The sequence below is a fragment of the Streptomyces sp. NPDC033221 genome (genome assembly GCF_055577005.1).
On record NZ_JBVIQN010000033.1, the window covers coordinates 85,191 to 106,676 of the forward strand.

Sequence of the window (21,486 nt, forward strand, 5' to 3'; positions counted from 1 at the left end):
CGGTTCTCCCTCGTTCGGGCCGGGCGGGTGGCGTGGTCAGTGGGCCGACTCGACGGCCTTGCGCAGCGCGCCGGCCACCGTGCGGACATCGGCGTCGGTGAGCCCCGGATGCAGCGGCAGGCACAGCGTCTGTTCGGCGGCCTGTTCCGCGCCGGGCAGGTCCGGGCCGCCGGTCCCGTAGGCGGGGACCTTGTGCAGCGGCGCGTAGCGGAAGGTCGTGTAGACGCCGTCGCGGAGCAGCGCGGAGGCCACCTGGTCGCGCAGGCGGGCGGCCATCTGTACCCAGTAGAAGAAGTACGAGGACCGGTGCCCGGCGGGCAGCTCGGGCGGCAGCAGCACCGCGTCGAATCCGGCCAGCTCCTGGTCGTACAGCTCGACGATCTCCTTGCGGCGGGCGATGAACGCGGGCAGCCGGCGCAGCTGTACGGTCCCGATCGCCGCGGTGAGATCGTTGCCGATCTCCCGGCGGCCGGGCTCCGGCACGTCCAGCTCCCACCAGCGGTGTGAGACCTTCGCGTGGCCCAGCCCGGTCGGCTGGACCAGCCCGTGGTACGCCAGCCGCCGTGCCCGGGCGGCGAGTTCCCCGTCGCGTACGTGCAGCATCCCGCCGTCCCCGGTGGTCAGCACCTTGGCCGCGTCGAAGCTCCACATCGCCAGGTCGCCGAAGGTGCCGACGGCCTGCCCGTCGACGCGGGAGGCCACCGAGCAGGCGCAGTCCTCGACCAGGGTGAGGCCCGCCGCGCGGCAGCGGCCGGCGATGCGCGCGATGTCGCCGGGGTAGCCGCCGTAGTGCAGCACCACGACCGCTTTCGTCCGGGGCGTGACGGCGGCCTCGATGTCCTCGGCGGACGGGTTGAGGGTACGGGCGTCCACGTCGCAGAAGACCGGGCGGCCGCCGGCCCGTACGACGGCGTTGGCGGCGGCCACGAAGCTGGGGGAGGGCAGCACCACCTCGTCGCCGGGCCGGAGGTCCAGCAGTTCGGCGGCGAGGAACAGGCCCGCCGTACCCGAGTTGACGAACAGGACATGCTCCGGACGCGCGCCGACATGGGCGGCGAAGGCCGCCTCGAAGGCCGTGCTGCGCGGTCCGTGGCCGAGCCAGTGGTCGGCGAACACCGCGGCGACGGCGGCCAGTTCGTCGTCGCCGGCCTGTGGCTGGAAGAGGTCGATCATGCCGGGTCCTCGCTTCCTCGGACTCGAAGGGGCGGTGTGTCCGAAAGGCGAGTCTGGTGCGGGCCGAGGGGTGGGCGAAGCGTCCGGGTCCGGCCCGAACGGGCCGTGGCCGGTTCGGGCCAGTCGCCGTGTCTTTCCGCGCGTGGCGGGCGCCGGGAAGGTCGGTGGCGGCAGCGAGATGTCACCGAGACATGGAATGTTCTTGAACTCTCAAGTATTGTCACTGTCACCGCGCCCGGGCCGACCGGCCCGGCGCGCCGCTCACCGGAGAGGAACCATGACGTCCCAAGCCGTCCACGCGTCCGGCCCGACCGCCGCCGACGCCCCTGACGACACCCGGTCCTGGACAACGGCCGCACCCGGCCCCTTCGGCGTCCTGATCACCGCGACCGAGCCCGGCACCCCGGTCACCGCCGTGCCCGTGCCGTGGCTGCGCGACCTGACCCGCCGCCACCACCTGGTGGCGTTACGGGGATTCACCGCCCCGGACGGCGCCGCCGCGCTCGATGCCTACGCGCGTAACTGGGGCGAGCTGATGGAGTGGCCGTTCGGCACGGTCTTCGACGTACGCGCCCACCAGGACCCCGAGGACCACGTCTTCGACACCGGCTTCATGCCGCTGCACTGGGACGGGATGTACGTCGACTTCGTGCCCGAGTTCCAGGTCTTCCACTGCGTCGAGGCCCCCGGCACCGCCGACGGTGGCGGCACGCTCTTCTGCGACACCACCCGCGTACTCGCCGACGCCGACCCCGAGACCCTGGAACGCTGGCGCGGTCTGACCCTGCGCTACCACAACGCGAAGGTCTCCCACTACGGCGGCATCGTCGTATCGCCCCTGATCGAACCGCACCCCGACGCCGGATTCCCGGTCATGCGCTTCCTCGAACCGGTGCCGGACGGCGAGCACATCATCAACCAGCCCGACGTCGGCATCGACGGGCTGGAGGGCGAGGCGGCCGCCGCCGAGCTGGCAGCCATCCGCGACGCCGCGTACGACCCCCGGCACGTGTACGTCCACGCCTGGCAGCAGGACGACATCGTCATCGCCGACAACTACACCCTGCTGCACACCCGTGTGCCCTACCGCCGCGGACTGCCGCGCCACCTGCGCCGCGTCCACGTCCTGGGCGACCCCCCGCTGCCCAGCCACGTCCACGACCACCAGGGCACCACCGGGGCCGACACCCAGCGAGGGACCGCATGACCGTGACGTACGAGCAGCACGCCGAGCGCCAGGAGCAGGGGGAGGACGAGGGGGACGCCGCGTACGCGGCCCGCACGGAGCAGTACTGCGCCCGCATCCTGGAGCTGCTGCTGCCGCACCGCCGGCCGGTCGGCGTACCGGCGGACACGCGGGCCGACGGGGGCGACGGCGCCGACCGGGCCGGCACCGGCGCCCACGACAGCCACCCGCCCGAGCAGTGCTTCGCCGAACAGCTCGCGCAGATCCGCGGGTTCGTCGCCCGCCGCGAGCCGGTGCTGCTGACCCTGCCGGCCTTCCCGTGCAAGTCGCCGAACCCCGCCAAGGTCGTCGGCCACCTCCCCGACCTCGGTGAACTGCTCTCGCTGCGCTTCCTGGACGACCTGTGCGCCGCGATCGGCGCGGTCTACCCGCCCGGCGCCCGGCTGCTGATCTGCTCGGACGGCCATGTCTTCGGCGACCTGATACGGGTGCCGGACGCGCACATCGACGCGTACGGCAAGGCACTCCGCGACATGATCGCCGACAACGGCCTGCGGCACATCGACACCTTCGGCCTCGACCACGTCTACGACGCCCGCAGCTACGACGAGAAGCGCGCGCTCCTGGAGGAGGACTACGCGCAGAGCGTGGAGGAGCTGCGGGCGGAGGTGCGGGCCGGCGGAGCGGCGCTCAGCCACTACCGCGGCACCATCCGGTTCCTGGTCGAGGACACCGCGGAGTGGACCGGCTCCAAGGCGCAGTTGCAGCGCGAGTGCCGGGGCCGCGCGTACGGTGTCCTGCGGCGCAGCCGGGCGTGGGGCGAGCTGATCGCCCACCACTACCGGCAGACCGTACGGCTCTCCATCCATCCGCAGGCCTGCGGGTCGGCGAAGTTCGGGATCGCGCTGCTGGAAGCGGCCGACAACTGGCTGACGCCCTGGCACGCCGTCGTCGTGCAGACCGGCACCGACCGCTTCCGGCTGATGAAGCGGCACGAGGCGGAGCGGGTGGGGATTCCGGCGGGCCCCAGCTGGCGCCCGAGCCACTACATCGCGTCGGAGCTGTTCGGCGTGGCGAGCTGACCGTCCCGCTGCCGGTGCGGGCCGCCCCGCCTTCGGCGCGGGCGGTCCGTCCACCGTCCGCACACCGCCGTGCAGGCCGCGAGCAGCACCCCGGCCAGGCACCAACTGGCCAGCACGTCCAGCGGCCAGTGGTAGCCCCGGCGCACCAGGCCGATGCCGACCGCCATGTTCAGCAGCCCCGCGGCGGCTGCGAGGGCGGCCGGCACCGGCCTGCCCGGCCGTCCGCGGGCGGCCCACGGCGCGGCGAGCAGCAGGGCCACCGCCCCGTACGCGACGGCCGCCGTCGCCGCGTGCCCGGAGGGGAAGAAACCGTCGTGCGCGCCGCCCGCCATCTCCGGCGGGCCCGGCCTGGCCAGCCATACCTTCAGGGGTACCACCAGCGCGGGCACCACGGCCATCGTCACCAGGGCGGCCAGCGGCGGCAGCCACCAGCGGGGAGTGGCTGCCCGCCGTCCGCGCCAGGCCGCGTACAGCGCGGCGAGCGCCAGCACGGGAAGTGCCACGACCGTGTTGCCGAGGTCGGCGAAGAACTCCGCCACGGGCGTGGGGACGGGGCCGTGGACGACGGCGCGGGCGAGGCGCTCGTCCAGCGCGCGCAGCGGACCGCCGGAGGCCACCTGCCAGGTGAGGACCGCGAAGAGCGCGGCGCACAGCACGCCCACCCACAGCAGGGGGTGGGGGAAAAAGGTCGGCCGCCTCGGAACAGGGGGGGTGGTTCCGAGGCGGCCGGGCTGACCGGAGCGCCGCGCGCCCCGGGGGGTGTGGGGCGGGCGGCCGTCCGATCGGTGAGGATTCCCGGGGCGCGAGGCCCCGGATTCGTGCGCGAAGGCACGGCCTGGCCGCAGCTGGGGAAGCGTCGGCCGGGCGTCGCTCACAGTCTCTTGTGAGCGGGGTGTTTCTCTCATCTGCAGAAACCGTACGGCAGTGAGGCGGGGCCGGACAGCCAGATCACCTGCCCGCCATGGGCCCCGCACACATTCTTCACGAGCCGCCTCCGATTACCTGAGGTCACACCGTCGCGAGCGCACCCTCGATGATGTCCAGGCCCTCGTTCAGCAGGTCCTCGCCGATGACCAGCGGCGGCAGGAAGCGCAGCACGTTGCCGTACGTGCCGGTGGTCAGCACCAGCAGGCCCTCCTGGTGGCACGCCGCCGCCAGCGCCGCGGTCGCCTTCGGGTTCGGCTCCTTGGAACCGGACTCCACCAGCTCGATCGCGATCATCGCGCCACGGCCGCGGACCTCGCCGATGATGTCGTGCTTCTCGGCCATCGCCGCCAGGCGCGGCTTCATGATCTTGCCGATCCGCCGGGCCTTCGCGTTCAGGTCCAGCTCGCGCATGGTCTCGATGGAACCGAGCGCCGCCGCGCAGGCCACCGGGTTGCCGCCGTACGTGCCGCCGAGGCCGCCCGCGTGCGCCGCGTCCATCATCTCGGCGCGGCCGGTGACGGCGGCCAGCGGCAGGCCGCCCGCGATGCCCTTGGCGGTCGTGATCAGGTCCGGGACGATGTTCTCGTCCTCGCACGCGAACCACTGGCCGGTACGGCAGAAGCCGGACTGGATCTCGTCCGCGACGAAGACGATGCCGTTCTCCTTCGCGAATTCCGCGATGGCGGGCAGGAAGCCCTTGGCCGGCTCGATGAAGCCGCCCTCACCGAGCACCGGCTCGATGATGATCGCGGCCACATTCTCCGCGCCGATCTGCTTGGTGATCTGCGAGATGGCCTGGTCCGCGGCCTCCTTCGCGCAGTTCTCCGGGCCGGTCAGCCAGCGGTAGGGGTAGGCCAGCGGCACCCGGTAGACCTCGGGCGCGAACGGGCCGAACCCGTGCTTGTACGGCATGTTCTTCGCGGTCAGCGCCATCGTCAGGTTCGTCCGGCCGTGGTAGCCGTGGTCGAAGACGACGACCGCCTGGCGCTTGGTGTACGCACGAGCGATCTTGACGGCGTTCTCCACGGCCTCCGCGCCGGAGTTGAACAGCGCCGACTTCTTCGCGTGGTCGCCCGGGGTCAGCTCGGCGAGCTGCTCACAGACCTCCACGTACGGCTCGTACGGCGTGACCATCACACAGGTGTGGGTGAAGTCGGCGAGCTGCGCGGTGGCGCGGCGCACCACGGCCTCCGCGCTGTTGCCGACCGAGGTCACGGCGATGCCGGAACCGAAGTCGATGAAGGAGTTGCCGTCGACGTCCTGCAGGATGCCGCCGCCCGCGCGCTTGGCGAAGACGGGCAGCACCGCCCCTACGCCACCGGCCACCGTGGCCTGCTTGCGGGCCCACAGCTCCTGGGACTTGGGGCCGGGGATCGCGGTGACGACGCGACGCTCCTGGGGGAGGGCGGGGCCTCCGGACAGTTCGGTCATGGCAGTCTCCTGGGGGTGGAACGGGACGTACTGAAGGGGTTGTGCTCGCAGGCTAGGGGGAGGAGCGGGACGTCGGCATGTTCCGTTCGGGAGAAGTGCGCGTGTTGCGTTGTCCGCACCGGACATAGCGGCGCGCTGCGGCCAGTAGATTGAGCGGCGGCGTACGCAGCGAACACAGCGGCGTACGCAGGGACCGGCAGGGAACAGCAGCGCGCGGGCGGAACCGTTTCCGTTCCGCGTCCGCACGTCTCAAGGGGGACGAGGGGCACCGGATGGACACCGAGGGCACGCAGCACGACACACCGCACACCCGCACCGACCACCCCGTACCCCGCCCCACGGCACCACCGGTCCCGTCCGCACCACCGGCCCCGGGAATTCCGCCGGTGCCGCGGGCCGCGCCCGCCGCCCACGAAGACGGCACGTTCCTGCGCTGGCTGCGCGCCCCCCGCCGGGCCGCCGCGCCCGGCATCTGGACCTACGGGCACGTGCCCCGGCCCGAGGAAGGCCCCGACCGGGTGCCCACCCGGCAGCTCGTCACCGGCGCGCTGATCTCGTTCCTGTGCGGGTGGCTGCTCTGGTCGCTGCTCTGGAACGGCTACCTCGGCCCGTACTGGCTCTATCCGCTGCTGCTGCTCACACCCGACTCCTGGCGCTCGGCCGGCGGCGACAAGATGATCTTCGTCTGGCTGACCTACTTCTACTACGCCCTCTTCCTGGCCCTCCTCGTCCTCGTCTTCGGACGCCTCGGACGCTGGCGGGAGCTGGGACGGCGCTGCCTGGGACCGGTACTGCGCCGCGCCCGGGAACGCCGCCCCGACGCCGTACCGGAGCCGCAGGAGGACCGCGCCCAGTGGCCCGCACTGCGCGCGGGCGGCGCACCCGACGCCGCCGACAAGCTCACCGCCGAAACCCTCACCGGACGCATGAACGACGTCGACGTGGCCCGCGTCGAACGCGCCTGGCACTCCGTGCGCTCCGGCAAGAACTCCCTCGCCTCCTTCACCGACACCGTCCTGCGCCACGGCGCCGCCGCCTGCGCCCACCCCTCCGGCCTGCGCGACCTGCCCGCCCGCACGGCCCACCACGACCTGCTCGCCCACCAGGTACGCATCGGCACCGCCACCGACCACCCGCGCAACCCCCACCAGCACCGCGGTACGGGCTTCGCCCTCGACCCGGCGCTGCTGGGCACCTCCCTCCTGGCGGTCGGCCCGCCCGGCTGCGGCAAGACCACCCGCGTGGTGCGGCCCGTGGTGGAGGCCATGTGCCTCCAGGCGCTGGCCGGGCGGAGCGCGGTCGTCGCCGTCGGCGCGGCCGGCACCGCACTCGGCCCCGACGAGGCGTTCGACGTCGTCGTACGGATCGGCGCCCCCGAACCAAACTGCGACCTCGACCTGTACGGCGGCACCACCGACCCCGACGAAGCGGCCGGCATCCTCGCCGAAGCCCTCGTCGGCGACCTGGCCGCCACCCTGCCCGGCGGCGACAGCCGGCGCGCCGCGACCGCCCTCGGCCAGCTGCTCGGCCCGTTCCGCGCCGCGCACGGCCGCTTCCCGTCCGTACCCGAACTCCGCGAACTCCTCGACGGCTCGGATACCGCGCTCGCCGCGCTGCGGACCGCCCTGAAGACCACCGAGTCGCACCCACAACTGCGCGAACTCGACGCCCGCGCACGGCAGTCGGGGCGCCCCGGCGACATCGGCGACCTCCTCGCCGACCGCGTCGCCTTCCTCGACCGCCCCGCCTTCGCGCCGTACTTCGACCCTCGCGGCGGCGACCGGCAGCTCTCGCTGCGCGCCCTCGACCGCCCGCTGCGCGTCCGCATCGGCCTGCCCGAACGCGGCCACGCGGAGGCCTCGCGCATCCTGGCCCGGCTGGTCCTCGCCCAGTTCACCGAGTGCGCCGCCGCCCGCGGCGACCGGTCGCTCTTCGCCTGCCTGGTCCTCGACGACGCGGCGCACACCGTCACCGCCGAATCGCTGCGCGGCCTGCAACGGCTGCGCGCCGCCAACGCGGGCGTCCTGCTCACCCTGCGCTCCCTCGACGACGTCCCCGAAGCCCTGCGCAGCGCGCTGCTGGGCGCGGTGGGCTGCCGGATGGCGTTCGCGGGCGTGACGACCTGGGACGGCGCGCGGTTCGCCGAAGTGTGGGGCAAGGAGTGGGTCGAGACACGGGATGTGACCGACCGCCAGATCATCGCCGAAGGCGCGGCGATGAAGGCGTTCCACCTCTTCCGCCACCTGGTCACCGGCAAGGCCGTCACCGCCAAGGCCGTCACCGTCCGCACCGTCGAACGCGAACGCTGGTCCGCCTCCGACCTGGCCAACTCCGTCCCCCCGGGGCATGCGGTGCTGTCGGTGACGTCGGTACGGGGGGAGCATGCGCCGCCGGTGCTGGTGGATCTGCGGGGGTGAGGGGCCCCGGTGGGCCGGTTTCCGTCGGTGGTCAGCCGATGGCCGTGCCGGGTGAGGTGTGGCCCGCTGCAGGGGGTTCCGCACCTGGGTGGTGTGCCGCCTCGCTGCCGGTGAACCCGTCGAAGTCACCGCGGTCGGCCATCTCGCCGAGCCGCGCCAGGGCTCCTGCCGGGTCCGTCCGCCGAGCGGCCGCACGCGATGCCGGCTCGACCGGGCCGTCCCGCACCACTCCCGTCGCCGTGATCTCCACCAGCTGGCCCGGGTAGCCGAGGACGGTCACGCCCACGAGCGTGGACGTGTGCGGGCCGGTGGACAGGGCCGAGGCGCGGATCTCGTCCCAGATGGCGGAGAGGTCCTCCGGGGCGCTGCCGACCACGTACACGGTGCTGGCGATCACCTGGTCCAGGCCGCTGCCCGCCGCCTCCAGCTGGGCGGCGAGGTTGGCGAGGACCTGGCGGGCCTGGGCCGTGCGGTCGCCCGGGCCGGCGAGGGCGCCGTCCGCGTCCAGCGGTACCGCGCCCGCGGAGAAGACCAGACGCTCACCCGCCTCGACGACGGCGGCGTGCGAGTAGCGCGGGGGCGGGAACAGGCCGGGCACGGTCGTGAAGCGGGCCATCTGGGCTCCTCCGGGGCAGCGTCTGCGGTGCCGTATCGGTCGGTGCCGATCAGCTCACGGCCGGGCCGGGTGTGTCCACCGGGTTTCCGACCACCGGCGGTACCGGCCGGCCCACCCCGTACGGCGCAACCCCGCGACGAACCGGCCCCCGCACCCCACCACTGAGGCAGAATCGGCAGCGACCGTTCATACGCGACGGCGAAGAACCAGCCCACCGACAGCACGCCCGCCCGCCGAAGCCCCCGAAGGTCCCATGCCGCACACGCTCGCCTCCCTGGCCCATCACTCCGCGCTCAAGCTGACGGTGCTCGCGGGCGGGGACCGGCTGGACACCCCCGTGCGCTGGGCGCACGCCAGCGAGCTGATCGACCCGGTGCCGTACATGGAAGGCGGCGAGCTGCTGCTCATCACCGCCCTCAAGCTGGACGCCGAGGACCCGGAGACGGCCCGCAGGTATGTGCGGCGCGTCGCGGGCGCCGGGGTCGTCGGGCTCGGCTTCGCGGTCGGCGTCAACTACGAGGAGGTGCCGGCGGCGCTGGTCACCGCCGCCGCCGAGGAGGGGCTGCCGCTGCTGGGCGTGCCCCGCAGCACCCCGTTCATCGCCATCAGCAAGGCCGTCTCCGCCGCGGTCGCCGCCGACCAGTACCGCGCCGTGACCGAGGGCTTCGAGGCCCAGCGCGAACTGACCCGGGCGGCTCTCGGCACCGAGGGCCCGGCCGAGCTGCTGGCCCGGCTCGCGGCACACCTCAAGGGCTGGGCCGCGCTGTACGACGCCTCCGGCACGGTGGTCGCGGCGGCCCCCGACTGGGCCGCCCGCCGGGCCGTCCGGCTCGCCGGCGACGCCGGGCGGCTCCGCGAACGCCCGGCCCCCGCCAGCTCCGTCGTCAGCGACGCCGAGGGCGACGACCGCGTCGAGCTGCAGTCCCTGGGCACCGGCCGCCGCGCCCGCGGCGTCCTCGCGGTCGGCACGGGCGCGCCGCTGGGCACCGCCGAACGCTTCGCCGTGCACTCCGCCGTCGCCCTGCTGACCCTGACGACGGAGCGCTCCCGCGCCCTTCAGGAGGCCGAGCAGCGGCTCGGCGCCGCGGTACTGCGGATGCTGCTGGCCGGCGAGCCGGACCACGCGCGGACGGTCGCGGGTTCCCTGTACGGCGGGCTCCTGGACGCCCCCTTCCGGGTGGTGGTCGCCGAGCCGGTCGCCGCCGACGGCACGGACCCCGGTGCCGCGCCGCCCGCCCTGGACGCGCTCGCCGACGCCATGGAGTCGGCGGCGGCCCGCACCGGCGAGGCGGTGCTGGCCGTACCGGACGGCGCCCGCCTGGTCGTGCTGGCCGCCGACGGCGGGGCCGCCGTCGAGGCGTGCGCCGAGCACGCGGCCGTGGCCGAGGCCCGGTACGGCGGGCAGCCGCTGCCGCGCGGGCGCGCGGCGCGGGCCGAGCCGGGGCGCTCCGGCGTCGGGCTGGCCGTCGGCCTGTCCGCGCCCTCCGGGCCGCGGGACGCCGCGCAGGCCTGCCGCCAGGCAGAACAGGCCCTGTCCGTCGCCCGCCGCCGCGGCCGGACACTGGTCGAGCACGAGGACGTGGCGTCCGGATCGGTGCTGCCGCTGCTGGCCGACGACGCCGTACGGGCCTTCGCCGACGGCCTGCTGCGCGCCCTGCACGAGCACGACGCCACCGGCCGCGGCGACCTCGTCGCCTCTCTGCGCGCCTGGCTGTCCCGGCACGGCCAGTGGGACGCCGCCGCCGCCGACCTGGGAGTGCACCGGCACACGCTGCGCTACCGGATGCGGCGGGTGGAGGAGATCCTGGGCCGCTCGCTGGATGACGCGGACGTACGGATGGAGCTGTGGCTCGCGCTGAAGGCGACGACGCTCACGGAAGCGTAGGAAGGCGGGTCCGGGGAGCGGCCCGGGGAGGATGCGTCCGGGGAGCGGCCCGGGGGGACGAGGACCGGACACGGGCCCGATACGGGCCGGTCGCGGTGGCCCGCGCCACGCCTCCCGTACGCCAATGCGGCGGGCCGCACCGTACGACTACTCCGTGCCGGACAAACGCCGCGGACGCACCCCGCCCCTACGGTGGACCCAGGCCCGACAGGGCCGTTCGTACCACCCCCACTTCGGAAGGGCCGGGACCCACTGTGACTTCTCCCACCGCCTTTTGGCTCGCCGGTCGCCAGGCCACCGGCGAGGACACCTTCGACGTCACCTCCCCCTGGGACGGCCGTCTCGTCGGCACGGTGAGCGTTCCCACGGAGGCCCAGACCGAGGAGGCCGTCGCGGCCTCCGTCGCCGTGCAGGAAGAGTTCGCCGCCACCCCCGCCCATGTGCGCGCCGCGGCGCTGGACCACGTGCAGCGGCGTCTGGTGGAGCGTACGGAGGAGATCGCCCGGCTCATCTCCGCCGAGAACGGCAAGCCCATGAAGTGGGCCCGCGGCGAACTGGGCCGTGCCGTGTCCGTCTTCCGCTTCGCGGCCGAGGAGGCCCGCCGCTTCAACGGCGGCGAGGCGCAGCGCCTGGACACCGACGCGGGCGGCGCCGGCCGGCTCGCCGTGACCCGCCGCTTCCCGCGCGGCACGGTGCTGGGCATCGCGCCCTTCAACTTCCCGCTCAACCTGTGCGCCCACAAGATCGCCCCGGCGATCGCGGCGGGCGTGCCGATCATCCTCAAGCCGGCCCCGGCCACCCCGCTGTCCGGCCTGATCCTCGGTGAGCTGCTGGCCGAGACGGACCTGCCGGCCGGCTCCTGGTCGATCCTGCCGGTGACCAACGACCGGATGCCGGCGCTGGTCCAGGACGAGCGGCTGCCGGTGATCTCCTTCACCGGTTCCGAGCAGGTCGGTTACGCGATCATGGACTCGGTGCCGCGCAAGCACTGCACCCTCGAACTGGGCGGCAACGGCGCGGCCGTGGTGCTCGCGGACTTCGCCTCCGAGGCCGACCTGGACTGGGCGGCGCAGCGCATCGCCACCTTCTCCAACTACCAGGGCGGCCAGTCCTGCATCTCCGTGCAGCGGGTGATCGCCGACGCGTCCGTGTACGACCGGCTGGTGCCGAAGATCGTGGCCGCCGTCAACGCGCAGGTCACCGGCGACCCGTCGGACGACGCGACCGAGGTCGGCCCGCTGGTCAGCGAGGACGCCGCCAAGCGCGTCGAGGCGTGGGTCGACGAGGCCGTCGGCGCGGGCGCGAAGCTGCTCGCGGGCGGCAAGCGGGACGGCGCCTCCTACGCGCCGACCGTGCTGGCAGACGTGCCCGCCGACGCGACCCTGGCCTGCGAGGAGGTCTTCGGGCCGGTCCTCACCCTGAAGAAGGTGGACGGCGAGGCGGCGGCCTTCGCGGCCGTCAACGACTCCAAGTACGGCCTGCAGGCGGGTGTGTTCACGCACGACGTGCAGACCGCGTTCCGGGCGCACCGCGCGCTGGAGGTCGGCGGCGTGATCATCGGCGACGTGCCGTCCTACCGCGCGGACCAGATGCCGTACGGCGGTGCCAAGCAGTCCGGCGTGGGCCGCGAGGGCGTGCGCTTCGCGATGGAGGACTACACGTACGAGCGGGTGCTCGTGCTGACCGGCCTGGACCTGTAGGACCGGCAGGACCCGCCCCGCGAGGCGGACCGGCGACGAGCAACGCGCTCCGGCACACTGTCCCGGAGCGCGTTGCCTCCCCCGTTCCCCCGTGCGGCGGTGCCGTTCTCCCCCGTGCCCCCGCACTCCTGTGGTGTTCTGCTGCGACCGTACGCGCCCGCCGCCCGCCGGGGCGTCCCGTCACGGGTGGAAAAGCGGGCGCGACTTACGCGGTACCGCGCGGTCCGGACGTACAACTTCCGCGGTAGCCGCACGGCCTCCTCCGGGCCGATGACCCGCCGTACGCACCGGGTTACGCTGCGGGCGTGCGCATGGGCGGGGTGGCCGGGGAGGCGCGACGGCGGGTACGGAGGGTCCCGCCGCTGACCCTCGACGCGGCCATAGTCCTGGGCTTCGCCACCGTCTCGCTGCTGCTCGGCCACGACAACGTACCCGTCGGATGGCAGCGCCTGGACGCTCTCGGCTCCGTACTGACCTGCCTGATCAACCTGCTGGTGGTGGCCCGCAGGCGCGCCCCCGTCGCGGTGTGCCTGGGCGTCTTCCTCCTCTGGTTCGGCTACATCGCGCTGGACTACTGGCCCGTCGTCAACAGCCTCGCCGGCCTGATGGCCCTCTACACCGTGGCCGCGCACCGCCCGCCGCGCGTCGCCCTCGGCTGTTCGGTCCTGCTGGCCGTGCTGTGGAACTTCGCCGGCCTGACCGGCCACGAGAGCTCCTGGGCGACCACGCTCGGGCAGAGCGTCCTCTACCCCGCGATCCTGTGCTGGTTCGGCAACGTCGCCCGCACCTCCGCCGAACGCAACGTCCGGCTCACCGACATGGCCGGGCAACTCCGCCGCGAGCAGGAGGAGAACGCCCGGCGCGCGGTCGCCGAGGAGCGGGTGCGCATCGCCCGCGAACTGCACGACGTGGTCGCCCACCACATGTCCGTGATCTCCGTGCAGGCCGGCCTGGCCGGGTACGTCTTCACCTCCGACCCGGACACCGCCCGCCGCGCGCTGACCACCATCGCCGGGACGAGCGGCGAGGCCCTGGAGGAGATGCGGCGGCTGCTCGCCGTCCTCCGGGTGGATCCGCAGGAGATGACGGGCGGACCGGCCGCCGTCGACCGGCGGAGGACGGGTGAGGGCGAGACGGCCGACGCCTATGAACCGGCGCCCGGACTCGACCGGATCGAGACGCTGGTCGCCCGGGTACGGGCCGCGGGGCTGCCGGTCACGCTGCGCACGACGGGGGAGCGGCGGCCGTACGCGCCGGGGCTGGAACAGTGCGCGTACCGTGTCGTCCAGGAAGCGCTGACCAACGCCCTCAAACACGCCCGGGCCGCCCGTGTGGAGGTGCGGATCGGCCACGGCACCGGCCACCTGACGGTCGAGGTACGGGACGACGGCGGCACCCCCGCCGCACCACCCGCCACGCCCGCCCCAGCCTCCAAAACCGCCGTTCCGCCGACGCGATCCGGCCAAGTCTCCACCGGACACGGGTTGATGGGGATGCGCGAGCGGGCCAGGATTTACGGCGGCAGTCTGCGCGCCGGTCCGCTGCCGGGCGGTGGCTTCCAGGTGCTGCTCACCCTGCCCGTCCATCCCGCGGCGGGCCCGGCACCGCCGCGGAAAGGGACGACAGAGCATGATCAGGGTGCTGGTGGCCGATGACCAGGTCCTCATCCGGGCCGGCGTCGCCGCCCTGCTGCGGGCCGCGCCCGACGTCGAGGTGGTCGGCGAGGCGCCGGACGGCGAGGAGGCGGTCCGGCTGGCCGCCGAACACCGCCCCGACGTGATCCTCATGGACATCCGGATGCCCGGCGTCAGCGGCATCACGGCCACCGAACGCATCCTGCGGGCCGCCGCCGAATCCGGCGATCCGGCCCCGCACGTCGTGGTGCTCACCACCTTCGACCTGGACGAATACGTCTACGCCGCGCTGCGCGCCGGAGCCAGCGGCTTCCTCCTGAAGGACACTCCGCCGCAACGGCTGCTCTCGGCCATCGCCACCGTCGCGGGCGGCGACATGCTCTTCGCGCCGAGCGTGACCCGCAGACTGGTCGAGGCGTATGCCCAGCGGCTGGACGAGCCCGCCCCGGAGACGGCCGACGGACCGGAGTCCCTCCAGGCGCTCACCGCCCGCGAACTGGAGGTGCTGCGGCACACCGCCAAGGGCCTGTCCAACCCCGAGATCGCGGCCCGGCTGGTGATCAGCGAGGCCACCGTGAAGACCCATCTGAACCGGACGATGACGAAACTGGGGCTGTGCAGCCGGGCCCAGGCCGTGGTGCTGGCGTACGAGACGGGGCTGGTCACCCCGGGCACCCGCTGACCGGGGCGGGGCCTGGCACGGCAGGTGCCGCCCGCTCCGTTCGCCGCCCTCCGTCTCCGGACGGCCGGAATCCGGCTGCCGGCGCTCACCCGTCCGCCCGCGTCCGTGCCGCGAAGTCTGGTGCAAGTCCAACGGAACGGGTAGAGACTCACAAGTAGCACTGACCGGTAGCCGGACGGCGGCGGGACGCCGTACGCCTGCCGTCCCGGCGCCGACCGGTACGGAACGCCGGATTCCGCGACCGCGGACCGCTACCGCACGGTCCCGCAGACCGCCGACCCACTCCGAGACCCCACTCCGAGACCCCACTCCGAGACCCCACTCCGCGGCGAGGTGAGCCCCTCATGACCGCTCCATCCACCCGCAATGTGTCCGAGCGCGAGGCCCGGCAGGTCGCCGAGGCCGCCCGGGAGCAGGACTGGCGCAAGCCCAGCTTCGCCAAGGAACTGTTCCTGGGCCGCTTCCGGCTCGACCTCATCCACCCGCACCCCACCCCCGCCACCGAGGACGCCCAGCGCGGTGAGGAGTTCCTCGCCAAGCTCCGCGACTTCTGCGAGACGAAGATCGACGGCGCCCGTATCGAGCGCGAGGCGCAGATCCCGGACGAGACCATCGACGGTCTCAAGGAGATCGGCGCGCTCGGCATGAAGATCGACACCAAGTACGGCGGCCTCGGCCTCACCCAGGTCTACTACAACAAGGCGCTCGCCCTCGTCGGCTCCGCCAACCCGGCCATCGGCGCACTGCTCTCCGCCCATCAGTCCATCGGCGTACCGCAGCCGCTGAAACAGTTCGGCACACAGGAGCAGAAGGACGTCTTCCTGCCGCGCTGCGCCCGTACGGACATCTCGGCCTTCCTGCTGACCGAGCCGGACGTCGGTTCCGACCCGGCCCGGCTGGCGACCACGGCGGTGCCTGAGGGCGACCATTACATCCTCGACGGCGTAAAACTCTGGACCACCAACGGCGTCGTCGCCGACCTCCTCGTCGTCATGGCGCGCGTCCCGAAGAGCGAGGGCCACAAGGGCGGCATCACGGCCTTCGTCGTCGAAGCCGCCGCCGAAGGCGTCACGGTCGAACACCGCAACGCCTTCATGGGCCTGCGCGGCATCGAGAACGGCGTCACCCGCTTCCACCGCGTACGGGTGCCCGCCGCGAACCGCATAGGGCCCGAGGGCGCCGGCCTGAAGATCGCGCTGACCACGCTGAACACCGGCCGCCTCTCGCTGCCCGCCATGTGCGTCGGCGCCGGCAAGTGGTGTCTGAAGATCGCCCGCGAGTGGTCGGCGGCCCGCGAGCAGTGGGGCAAGCCGGTCGCCAAGCACGAGGCCGTCGGCTCCAAGATCTCTTTCATCGCGGCCACCACGTTCGCCCTGGAGGCCGTCGTCGACCTCGCCTCGCAGATGGCCGACGAGGACCGCAACGACATCCGCATCGAGGCCGCGCTGGCCAAGCTGTACGGCTCCGAGATGGGCTGTCTGATGGCCGACGAACTGGTGCAGATCCGCGGCGGCCGCGGCTTCGAGACCGCCGCCTCGCTCGCCGCCCGCGGCGAGCGAGCCGTACCGGCCGAGCAGATCCTGCGCGACCTGCGCATCAACCGGATCTTCGAGGGCTCCACCGAGATCATGCACCTGCTGATCGCGCGGGAGGCGGTGGACGCGCACCTGTCCGTGGCCGGTGACCTCATCGACCCCGACACGTCCCTGTCCGACAAGGGCAAGGCCGCCGCCAAGGCCGGTACGTTCTACGCCCGCTGGCTGCCCAAGCTGGTCGCCGGGCCCGGCCAGCTGCCGCGCTCGTACGCCGAGTTCGGCGACCTCGCCGGACATCTGCGGTACGTGGAGCGCGCCGCCCGCAAGCTGGCCAGGTCCACCTTCTACGCCATGTCCCGCTGGCAGGGCCGGATGGAGACCAAGCAGGGCTTCCTCGGCCGGATCGTCGACATCGGCGCCGAACTCTTCGCCATGAGCGCAGCCGTCGTACGCGCCGAGCACCTACGCGCCACCGACGATCACGGCCGCGAGGCACACCAGCTCGCCGACGCGTTCTGCCGGCAGTCCCGCATCCGCGTCGACGAACTCTTCGCCCGGCTGTGGACCAACACCGACGACCTGGACCGCAAGGTCGTCTCCGGCGTACTGACCGGCACCTACACCTGGCTGGAGGAAGGCGTCGTGGACCCGAGCGGCGACGGCCCGTGGATCGCCGACGCGACCCCCGGCCCGACGACGAGGGAAAACGTCCACCGCCCGATCCGCTGAGCTGACCCGCACGCGGCGCGCTTCGCCAGGGCTTCTAGAGAAACTGCCAGGTGAAGCGCGCCGCCGCGAAGTTCCGCGCGGCGAGATCCGCCCGGGTGATGAGCCAGTACAGGGTCCCCTGATGGACCCAGTTCATCCAGGCCCGTTCGTCGCTGTCGATCTGGGCGAGCAGCACCCGGTCGTCCGGATCCTCGTCCTCGCCGAGGCCGTCGGGGCCCACCCCGCCCTGAATGGACACGGGGTGGCCGCCTATGCGGTGCCGCACCGTGGGCACGAGGTCGCCCAGGGCGTCGTCGAAGGCGTCCAGCCACTCCGGAAGGTCGTCGCAGGGCGACGCACCCACCAGATCCCCCAGCCAGAAGTCCTCGTGATCCGGCCACGTCATCTCCGGCTCCGCCGACAGCCGGACCCGGCGGTACGGCTCGTCGAGGCCACCGGGAATCCGGCGCTCGGCGACGGGCGTACCCTCCGGCACATACACGACACGGGCGCCCTGCTGCCCGTCCGGGCCGAGGCCGGGCACGCCGTCACCCTGCCCCGGGCCGTAGGACACGAAGAACAGCAGCGTGCCGTCCTTCGGCAGTATGTCCAGCTCAGTGTCGGACAGTCCGGCCAGTGCGGACAGCGACACCGAGGCGACGAACGTCAACGGCCCGGTCCCCTCCCACTCCGGCCACGCCACGTCGTCCGGCAGCTCCGGACGGCCGCCCAGGTAGCCCACGGGCGGACCGGCGAGCGGGGCGCGGCGGTCGTCCGGCCGCGTCAGGCGCACCGCCGGACGCAGCAGCGCCCTCCAGCGCTCCGCCACGTCCGGGGGCAGGTGCTCGGCGGCCAGGTGCTCCGGCGCGGACATCGTTCGTTCCATGTCCGTACGGTCGCACGCGCCACTGACAATCCCCTGCGGCTCACGACCGCGCCCGGACCGGCAACAATGGTCCCCATGACGGACACCCTCGCTGACCCGCATCTGCGCTTCACCCCCGCCCCGCTCACCGGCGGCGGCGACGGGCCGCGCGACATCGTGATCCTCGGTTCGACCGGCTCCATCGGCACCCAGGCCATCGACCTGGTGCTGCGCAACCCCGACCGCTTCCGGGTGACCGCGCTGTCCGCGGCCGGGGGCCGGGTGGCGCTGCTGGCCGAGCAGGCTCACCAGCTGCGGGTCCGTACGGTGGCGGTCGCCCGCGAGGACGTGGTGCCGGCGCTGCGCGAGGCGCTGTCGGCCCGGTACGGGGCGGGGGAGCCGTTGCCGGAGATTCTCGCCGGGCCCGACGCGGCCACCGAGCTGGCCGCGTCCGACTGCCACACCGTCCTCAACGGCATCACCGGCTCCATCGGCCTCGCGCCCACCCTGGCCGCCCTGAAGGCGGGCCGTGCGCTGGCGCTCGCCAACAAGGAGTCGCTGATCGTCGGCGGACCGCTGGTGAAGGCCGCGGCCCGGCCCGGCCAGATCGTTCCCGTCGACTCTGAGCACTCCGCCCTCTTCCAGGGCCTGCTGGGCGGGCCCCGCAAGGAGGTGCACAAGCTCGTCGTCACCGCCTCCGGCGGGCCGTTCCGGGGCCGTACGAAGCGGGAGCTGGCGTCCGTCACGCCGGAGCAGGCGCTCGCCCACCCCACCTGGGCGATGGGCCCGGTCATCACGGTCAATTCCGCGACCCTGGTCAACAAGGGGCTGGAGGTCATCGAGGCGCATCTGCTGTACGACGTGCCGTTCGAGCGGATCGAGGTCGTCGTCCATCCGCAGTCCTACATCCACTCGATGGTGGAGTTCACGGACGGTTCCACCCTGGCCCAGGCCAGCCCGCCCGACATGCGGATGCCGATCGCGCTGGGCATCGGCTGGCCGGACCGGGTGCCGGACGCCGCACCGGGCATCGACTGGACCAAGGCCCATCAGTGGGACTTCCTGCCCCTGGACACCGAGGCGTTCCCGTCCGTGCCGCTGGCCTGCCACGTCGGCGGTCTGGGCGGCACCGCGCCGGCCGTCTTCAACGCCGCGAACGAGGAATGCGTCGATGCGTTCTTGAAGGGCGGGCTGCCGTTCACGGGAATTGTCGATACGGTCGCCGAGGTGGTCGCGGAGCACGGTACGCCGGCCCGGGGAACCTCCCTGACGGTCGCGGACGTCTTGCAGGCGGAAACCTGGGCGCGCGCCCGCGCCCGTGAGCTGGCCGCCCGAGCGGCCCGTACGACATCGGAGGCTCGCGCATGACGACCTGGATGACCATTCTGGGCATAGTCGTCTTCGTCGTCGGCCTGCTCTTCTCGATCGCCTGGCACGAGCTGGGACACCTGTCCACGGCCAAGATGTTCGGCATCCGGGTGCCGCAGTACATGGTGGGCTTCGGGCCGACGCTGTTCTCGCGTCGCAAGGGCGACACCGAGTACGGCATCAAGGCCATACCGCTCGGCGGCTACATCCGCATGATCGGCATGTTCCCGCCGGGGGAGGACGGCGCCATACAGGCCCGCTCCACCTCTCCCTGGCGCGGCATGATCGAGGATGCCCGGTCGGCGGCCTTCGAGGAGCTGCAGCCGGGGGACGAGAAGCGCCTGTTCTACACGCGCAAGCCCTGGAAGCGCGTCATCGTGATGTTCGCCGGGCCGTTCATGAATCTGATCCTCGCGGTCGTGATCTTCATGGGCGTGCTGATGGGCTTCGGCATCAACACCCAGACCACCCAGGTCGGCTCGGTCTCGGACTGTGTCATCGCGGCCTCCGCCAAGACCGACAAGTGCACCACGGGCGCCAAGGACTCCCCGGCCAAGGCCGCCGGTCTGCGTGCCGGCGACAAGATCGTCGACTTCAACGGCAAGCCTGTACCGGACTGGGCCAGCCTCCAGCAGAGCATCCGGGACACCACCGGACCCGCGACGATCACCATCGAGCGGGACGGCAAGCGGCAGCAGCTGCACGCGGACCTGATCGAGAACAAGGTCGCCAAGACCGACGGCAACGGCGCGTACGTGCCCGGCGAGTACGTCACCGCGGGCTTCCTCGGCTTCACCCCGGCCACCGGCGTCGTCCCGCAGTCCTTCGGCCAGTCCGTGGACCGGATGGGCAGCATGGTCGAACAGGGCGTCCAGTCCCTGGTCCACCTGCCCGCCAAGGTGCCCGACCTGTGGGACGCCGCCTTCAACGGCGGCGAGCGCAAGCAGGACTCCCCGATGGGCGTGGTCGGCGCGGCCCGGGTCGGCGGCGAGGTCTTCTCGCTGAACATCCCGCCGGAGCAGCGGGTGGCGACCATGCTCTTCCTGGTGGCCGGTTTCAACCTGTCGCTGTTCCTGTTCAACATGCTGCCGCTGCTGCCGCTGGACGGCGGTCACATCGCGGGCGCGCTGTGGGAGTCGGTCCGCCGGGCCTTCGCCCGCGTCTTCCGGCGCCCCGACCCCGGACCCTTCGACGTGGCCAAGCTCATGCCGGTCGCCTATGTCGTCGCGGGCATCTTCATCTGCTTCACGCTGCTGGTGCTGGTGGCGGACGTGGTGAATCCGGTGAAGCTGACATAGGAACCGGGGCCGCTGCCCCGCCCACCAGCGGTGCAAACCGCGCACATGGGTGCTCCTCCGCCCCCCGACGGGGGGCTGGAGGGGATCGATGTGCCCACCGCAACCCTCGTGCCGTAATCTCGAAGACCGGAGCCCGCCGATCTCGGGACCTAGATCCACACCTTGGGGTTGCTCGCCAGATGACTGCCATTTCACTGGGAATGCCGGACGTACCGACGAAGCTGGCCGACCGCCGGGTCAGCCGCAAGATCCAGGTCGGACCGGTCGCCGTGGGCGGAGACGCACCGGTCTCGGTGCAGTCGATGACGACCACGCGGACGTCCGACATCGGCGCGACGCTCCAGCAGATCGCCGAGCTGACCGCGTCCGGCTGCCAGATCGTCCGGGTCGCCTGCCCGACCCAGGACGACGCCGACGCGCTGCCGGTCATCGCCCGCAAGTCGCAGATCCCGGTCATCGCCGACATCCACTTCCAGCCGAAGTACGTGTTCGCCGCGATCGACGCCGGCTGCGCCGCGGTCCGGGTGAACCCGGGCAACATCAAGCAGTTCGACGACAAGGTCAAGGAGATCGCCAAGGCGGCGAACGACGCCGGCACCCCGATCCGGATCGGCGTGAACGCCGGGTCGCTGGACCGCCGCCTGCTCCAGAAGTACGGCAAGGCCACGCCCGAGGCGCTGGTCGAGTCCGCCCTGTGGGAGGCGTCGCTCTTCGAGGAGCACGGCTTCCGGGACATCAAGATCTCGGTCAAGCACAACGACCCGGTCGTGATGGTCAACGCGTACCGCCAGCTGGCCGCCCAGAGCGACTACCCGCTGCACCTCGGCGTGACCGAGGCCGGTCCGGCGTTCCAGGGCACGATCAAGTCGGCGGTGGCCTTCGGTGCGCTGCTGTCCGAGGGCATCGGTGACACGATCCGCGTCTCCCTGTCGGCTCCGCCGGCGGAGGAGGTCAAGGTCGGGCTGCAGATCCTGGAGTC

The 21,486-nt window shown here is 72.9% G+C and carries 15 protein-coding genes and 1 pseudogene; 11 read left to right on the forward strand and 5 right to left on the reverse strand.

What is annotated here, in order from left to right:
- Positions 1–36: 36 nt before the first annotated feature.
- Entirely contained in the window at positions 37–1,173 is a 1,137-nt protein-coding gene (locus tag ACZ53K_RS33080) for a DegT/DnrJ/EryC1/StrS family aminotransferase (protein WP_468844000.1), read from the reverse strand.
- 277 nt (positions 1,174–1,450) lie between these two features.
- Between ACZ53K_RS33080 and ACZ53K_RS33085 the strand changes: the two genes are divergently transcribed.
- Positions 1,451–2,380, forward strand: coding sequence for a TauD/TfdA dioxygenase family protein (locus tag ACZ53K_RS33085; RefSeq protein ID WP_468844002.1), 930 nt, complete (start codon positions 1,451–1,453; stop codon positions 2,378–2,380).
- Positions 2,377–3,441 (forward strand): L-tyrosine/L-tryptophan isonitrile synthase family protein, encoded by a 1,065-nt coding sequence (locus ACZ53K_RS33090; protein ID WP_468844004.1) that lies wholly within the window; start codon positions 2,377–2,379, stop codon positions 3,439–3,441. Before ACZ53K_RS33085 ends, ACZ53K_RS33090 begins: the two co-directional genes overlap by 4 nt.
- On the opposite strand, the gene ACZ53K_RS33095 is transcribed toward ACZ53K_RS33090, so the two are convergent.
- Positions 3,405–4,103, reverse strand: a complete 699-nt coding sequence (locus ACZ53K_RS33095) for a phosphatase PAP2 family protein (protein ID WP_468844006.1) — start codon at positions 4,101–4,103, stop codon at positions 3,405–3,407. The genes ACZ53K_RS33090 and ACZ53K_RS33095 overlap by 37 nt on opposite strands.
- A gap of 346 nt (positions 4,104–4,449) precedes the next feature.
- Positions 4,450–5,799 (reverse strand): 4-aminobutyrate--2-oxoglutarate transaminase, encoded by a 1,350-nt coding sequence (gene gabT / locus ACZ53K_RS33100; RefSeq protein ID WP_468844009.1) that lies wholly within the window; start codon positions 5,797–5,799, stop codon positions 4,450–4,452.
- A 272-nt stretch (positions 5,800–6,071) separates the two neighbouring features.
- Between gabT and ACZ53K_RS33105 the strand changes: the two genes are divergently transcribed.
- Positions 6,072–8,216: an ATP-binding protein gene (locus tag ACZ53K_RS33105; RefSeq protein WP_468844011.1), complete on the forward strand. Its 2,145-nt coding sequence runs from the start codon at positions 6,072–6,074 to the stop codon at positions 8,214–8,216.
- Between the two features lie 214 nt (positions 8,217–8,430).
- On the opposite strand, the pseudogene ACZ53K_RS33110 reads toward ACZ53K_RS33105, so the two are convergent.
- Positions 8,431–8,832, reverse strand: a pseudogene (locus ACZ53K_RS33110) (RidA family protein); the annotation flags it as partial.
- Between the two features lie 253 nt (positions 8,833–9,085).
- Between ACZ53K_RS33110 and ACZ53K_RS33115 the strand changes: the two are divergent.
- From ACZ53K_RS33115 to ACZ53K_RS33135, 5 genes are all read left to right on the forward strand, one after another.
- Positions 9,086–10,717: a PucR family transcriptional regulator gene (locus tag ACZ53K_RS33115; RefSeq protein ID WP_468844014.1), complete on the forward strand. Its 1,632-nt coding sequence runs from the start codon at positions 9,086–9,088 to the stop codon at positions 10,715–10,717.
- Positions 10,718–10,971: 254 nt separating this feature from the next.
- A complete protein-coding gene (locus tag ACZ53K_RS33120) occupies positions 10,972–12,417 on the forward strand; it encodes an aldehyde dehydrogenase family protein (protein WP_468844016.1) in 1,446 nt (481 codons plus the stop codon).
- 311 nt (positions 12,418–12,728) lie between these two features.
- Positions 12,729–14,072, forward strand: a complete 1,344-nt coding sequence (locus ACZ53K_RS33125; protein ID WP_468844041.1) for a sensor histidine kinase — start codon at positions 12,729–12,731, stop codon at positions 14,070–14,072.
- Positions 14,047–14,733: a response regulator gene (locus tag ACZ53K_RS33130; protein WP_468844019.1), complete on the forward strand. Its 687-nt coding sequence runs from the start codon at positions 14,047–14,049 to the stop codon at positions 14,731–14,733. The genes ACZ53K_RS33125 and ACZ53K_RS33130 overlap by 26 nt, the downstream gene beginning before the upstream one ends.
- Before the next feature lie 344 nt (positions 14,734–15,077).
- Entirely contained in the window at positions 15,078–16,997 is a 1,920-nt protein-coding gene (locus tag ACZ53K_RS33135) for an acyl-CoA dehydrogenase family protein (protein ID WP_468844021.1), read from the forward strand.
- Positions 16,998–17,031: 34 nt separating this feature from the next.
- Here ACZ53K_RS33135 and ACZ53K_RS33140 read toward each other — a convergent pair whose 3' ends face one another.
- A complete protein-coding gene (locus ACZ53K_RS33140; RefSeq protein ID WP_468844023.1) occupies positions 17,032–17,862 on the reverse strand; it encodes a YwqG family protein in 831 nt (276 codons plus the stop codon).
- A 75-nt stretch (positions 17,863–17,937) separates the two neighbouring features.
- On the opposite strand from ACZ53K_RS33140, the gene dxr reads away from it, so the two are divergent.
- From dxr to ispG, 3 genes are all read left to right on the forward strand, one after another.
- Entirely contained in the window at positions 17,938–19,209 is a 1,272-nt protein-coding gene (gene dxr / locus ACZ53K_RS33145) for a 1-deoxy-D-xylulose-5-phosphate reductoisomerase (protein ID WP_468844026.1), read from the forward strand.
- Positions 19,206–20,507 carry a M50 family metallopeptidase gene (locus ACZ53K_RS33150; RefSeq protein WP_468844028.1) on the forward strand — a complete coding sequence of 434 codons (1,302 nt, stop codon included), beginning with the start codon at positions 19,206–19,208 and terminating at the stop codon, positions 20,505–20,507. The genes dxr and ACZ53K_RS33150 overlap by 4 nt, the downstream gene beginning before the upstream one ends.
- Positions 20,508–20,686: 179 nt before the next feature.
- On the forward strand, positions 20,687–21,486 hold an 800-nt coding region (ispG, locus tag ACZ53K_RS33155), incomplete at its 3' end, for a flavodoxin-dependent (E)-4-hydroxy-3-methylbut-2-enyl-diphosphate synthase (RefSeq protein ID WP_468844031.1).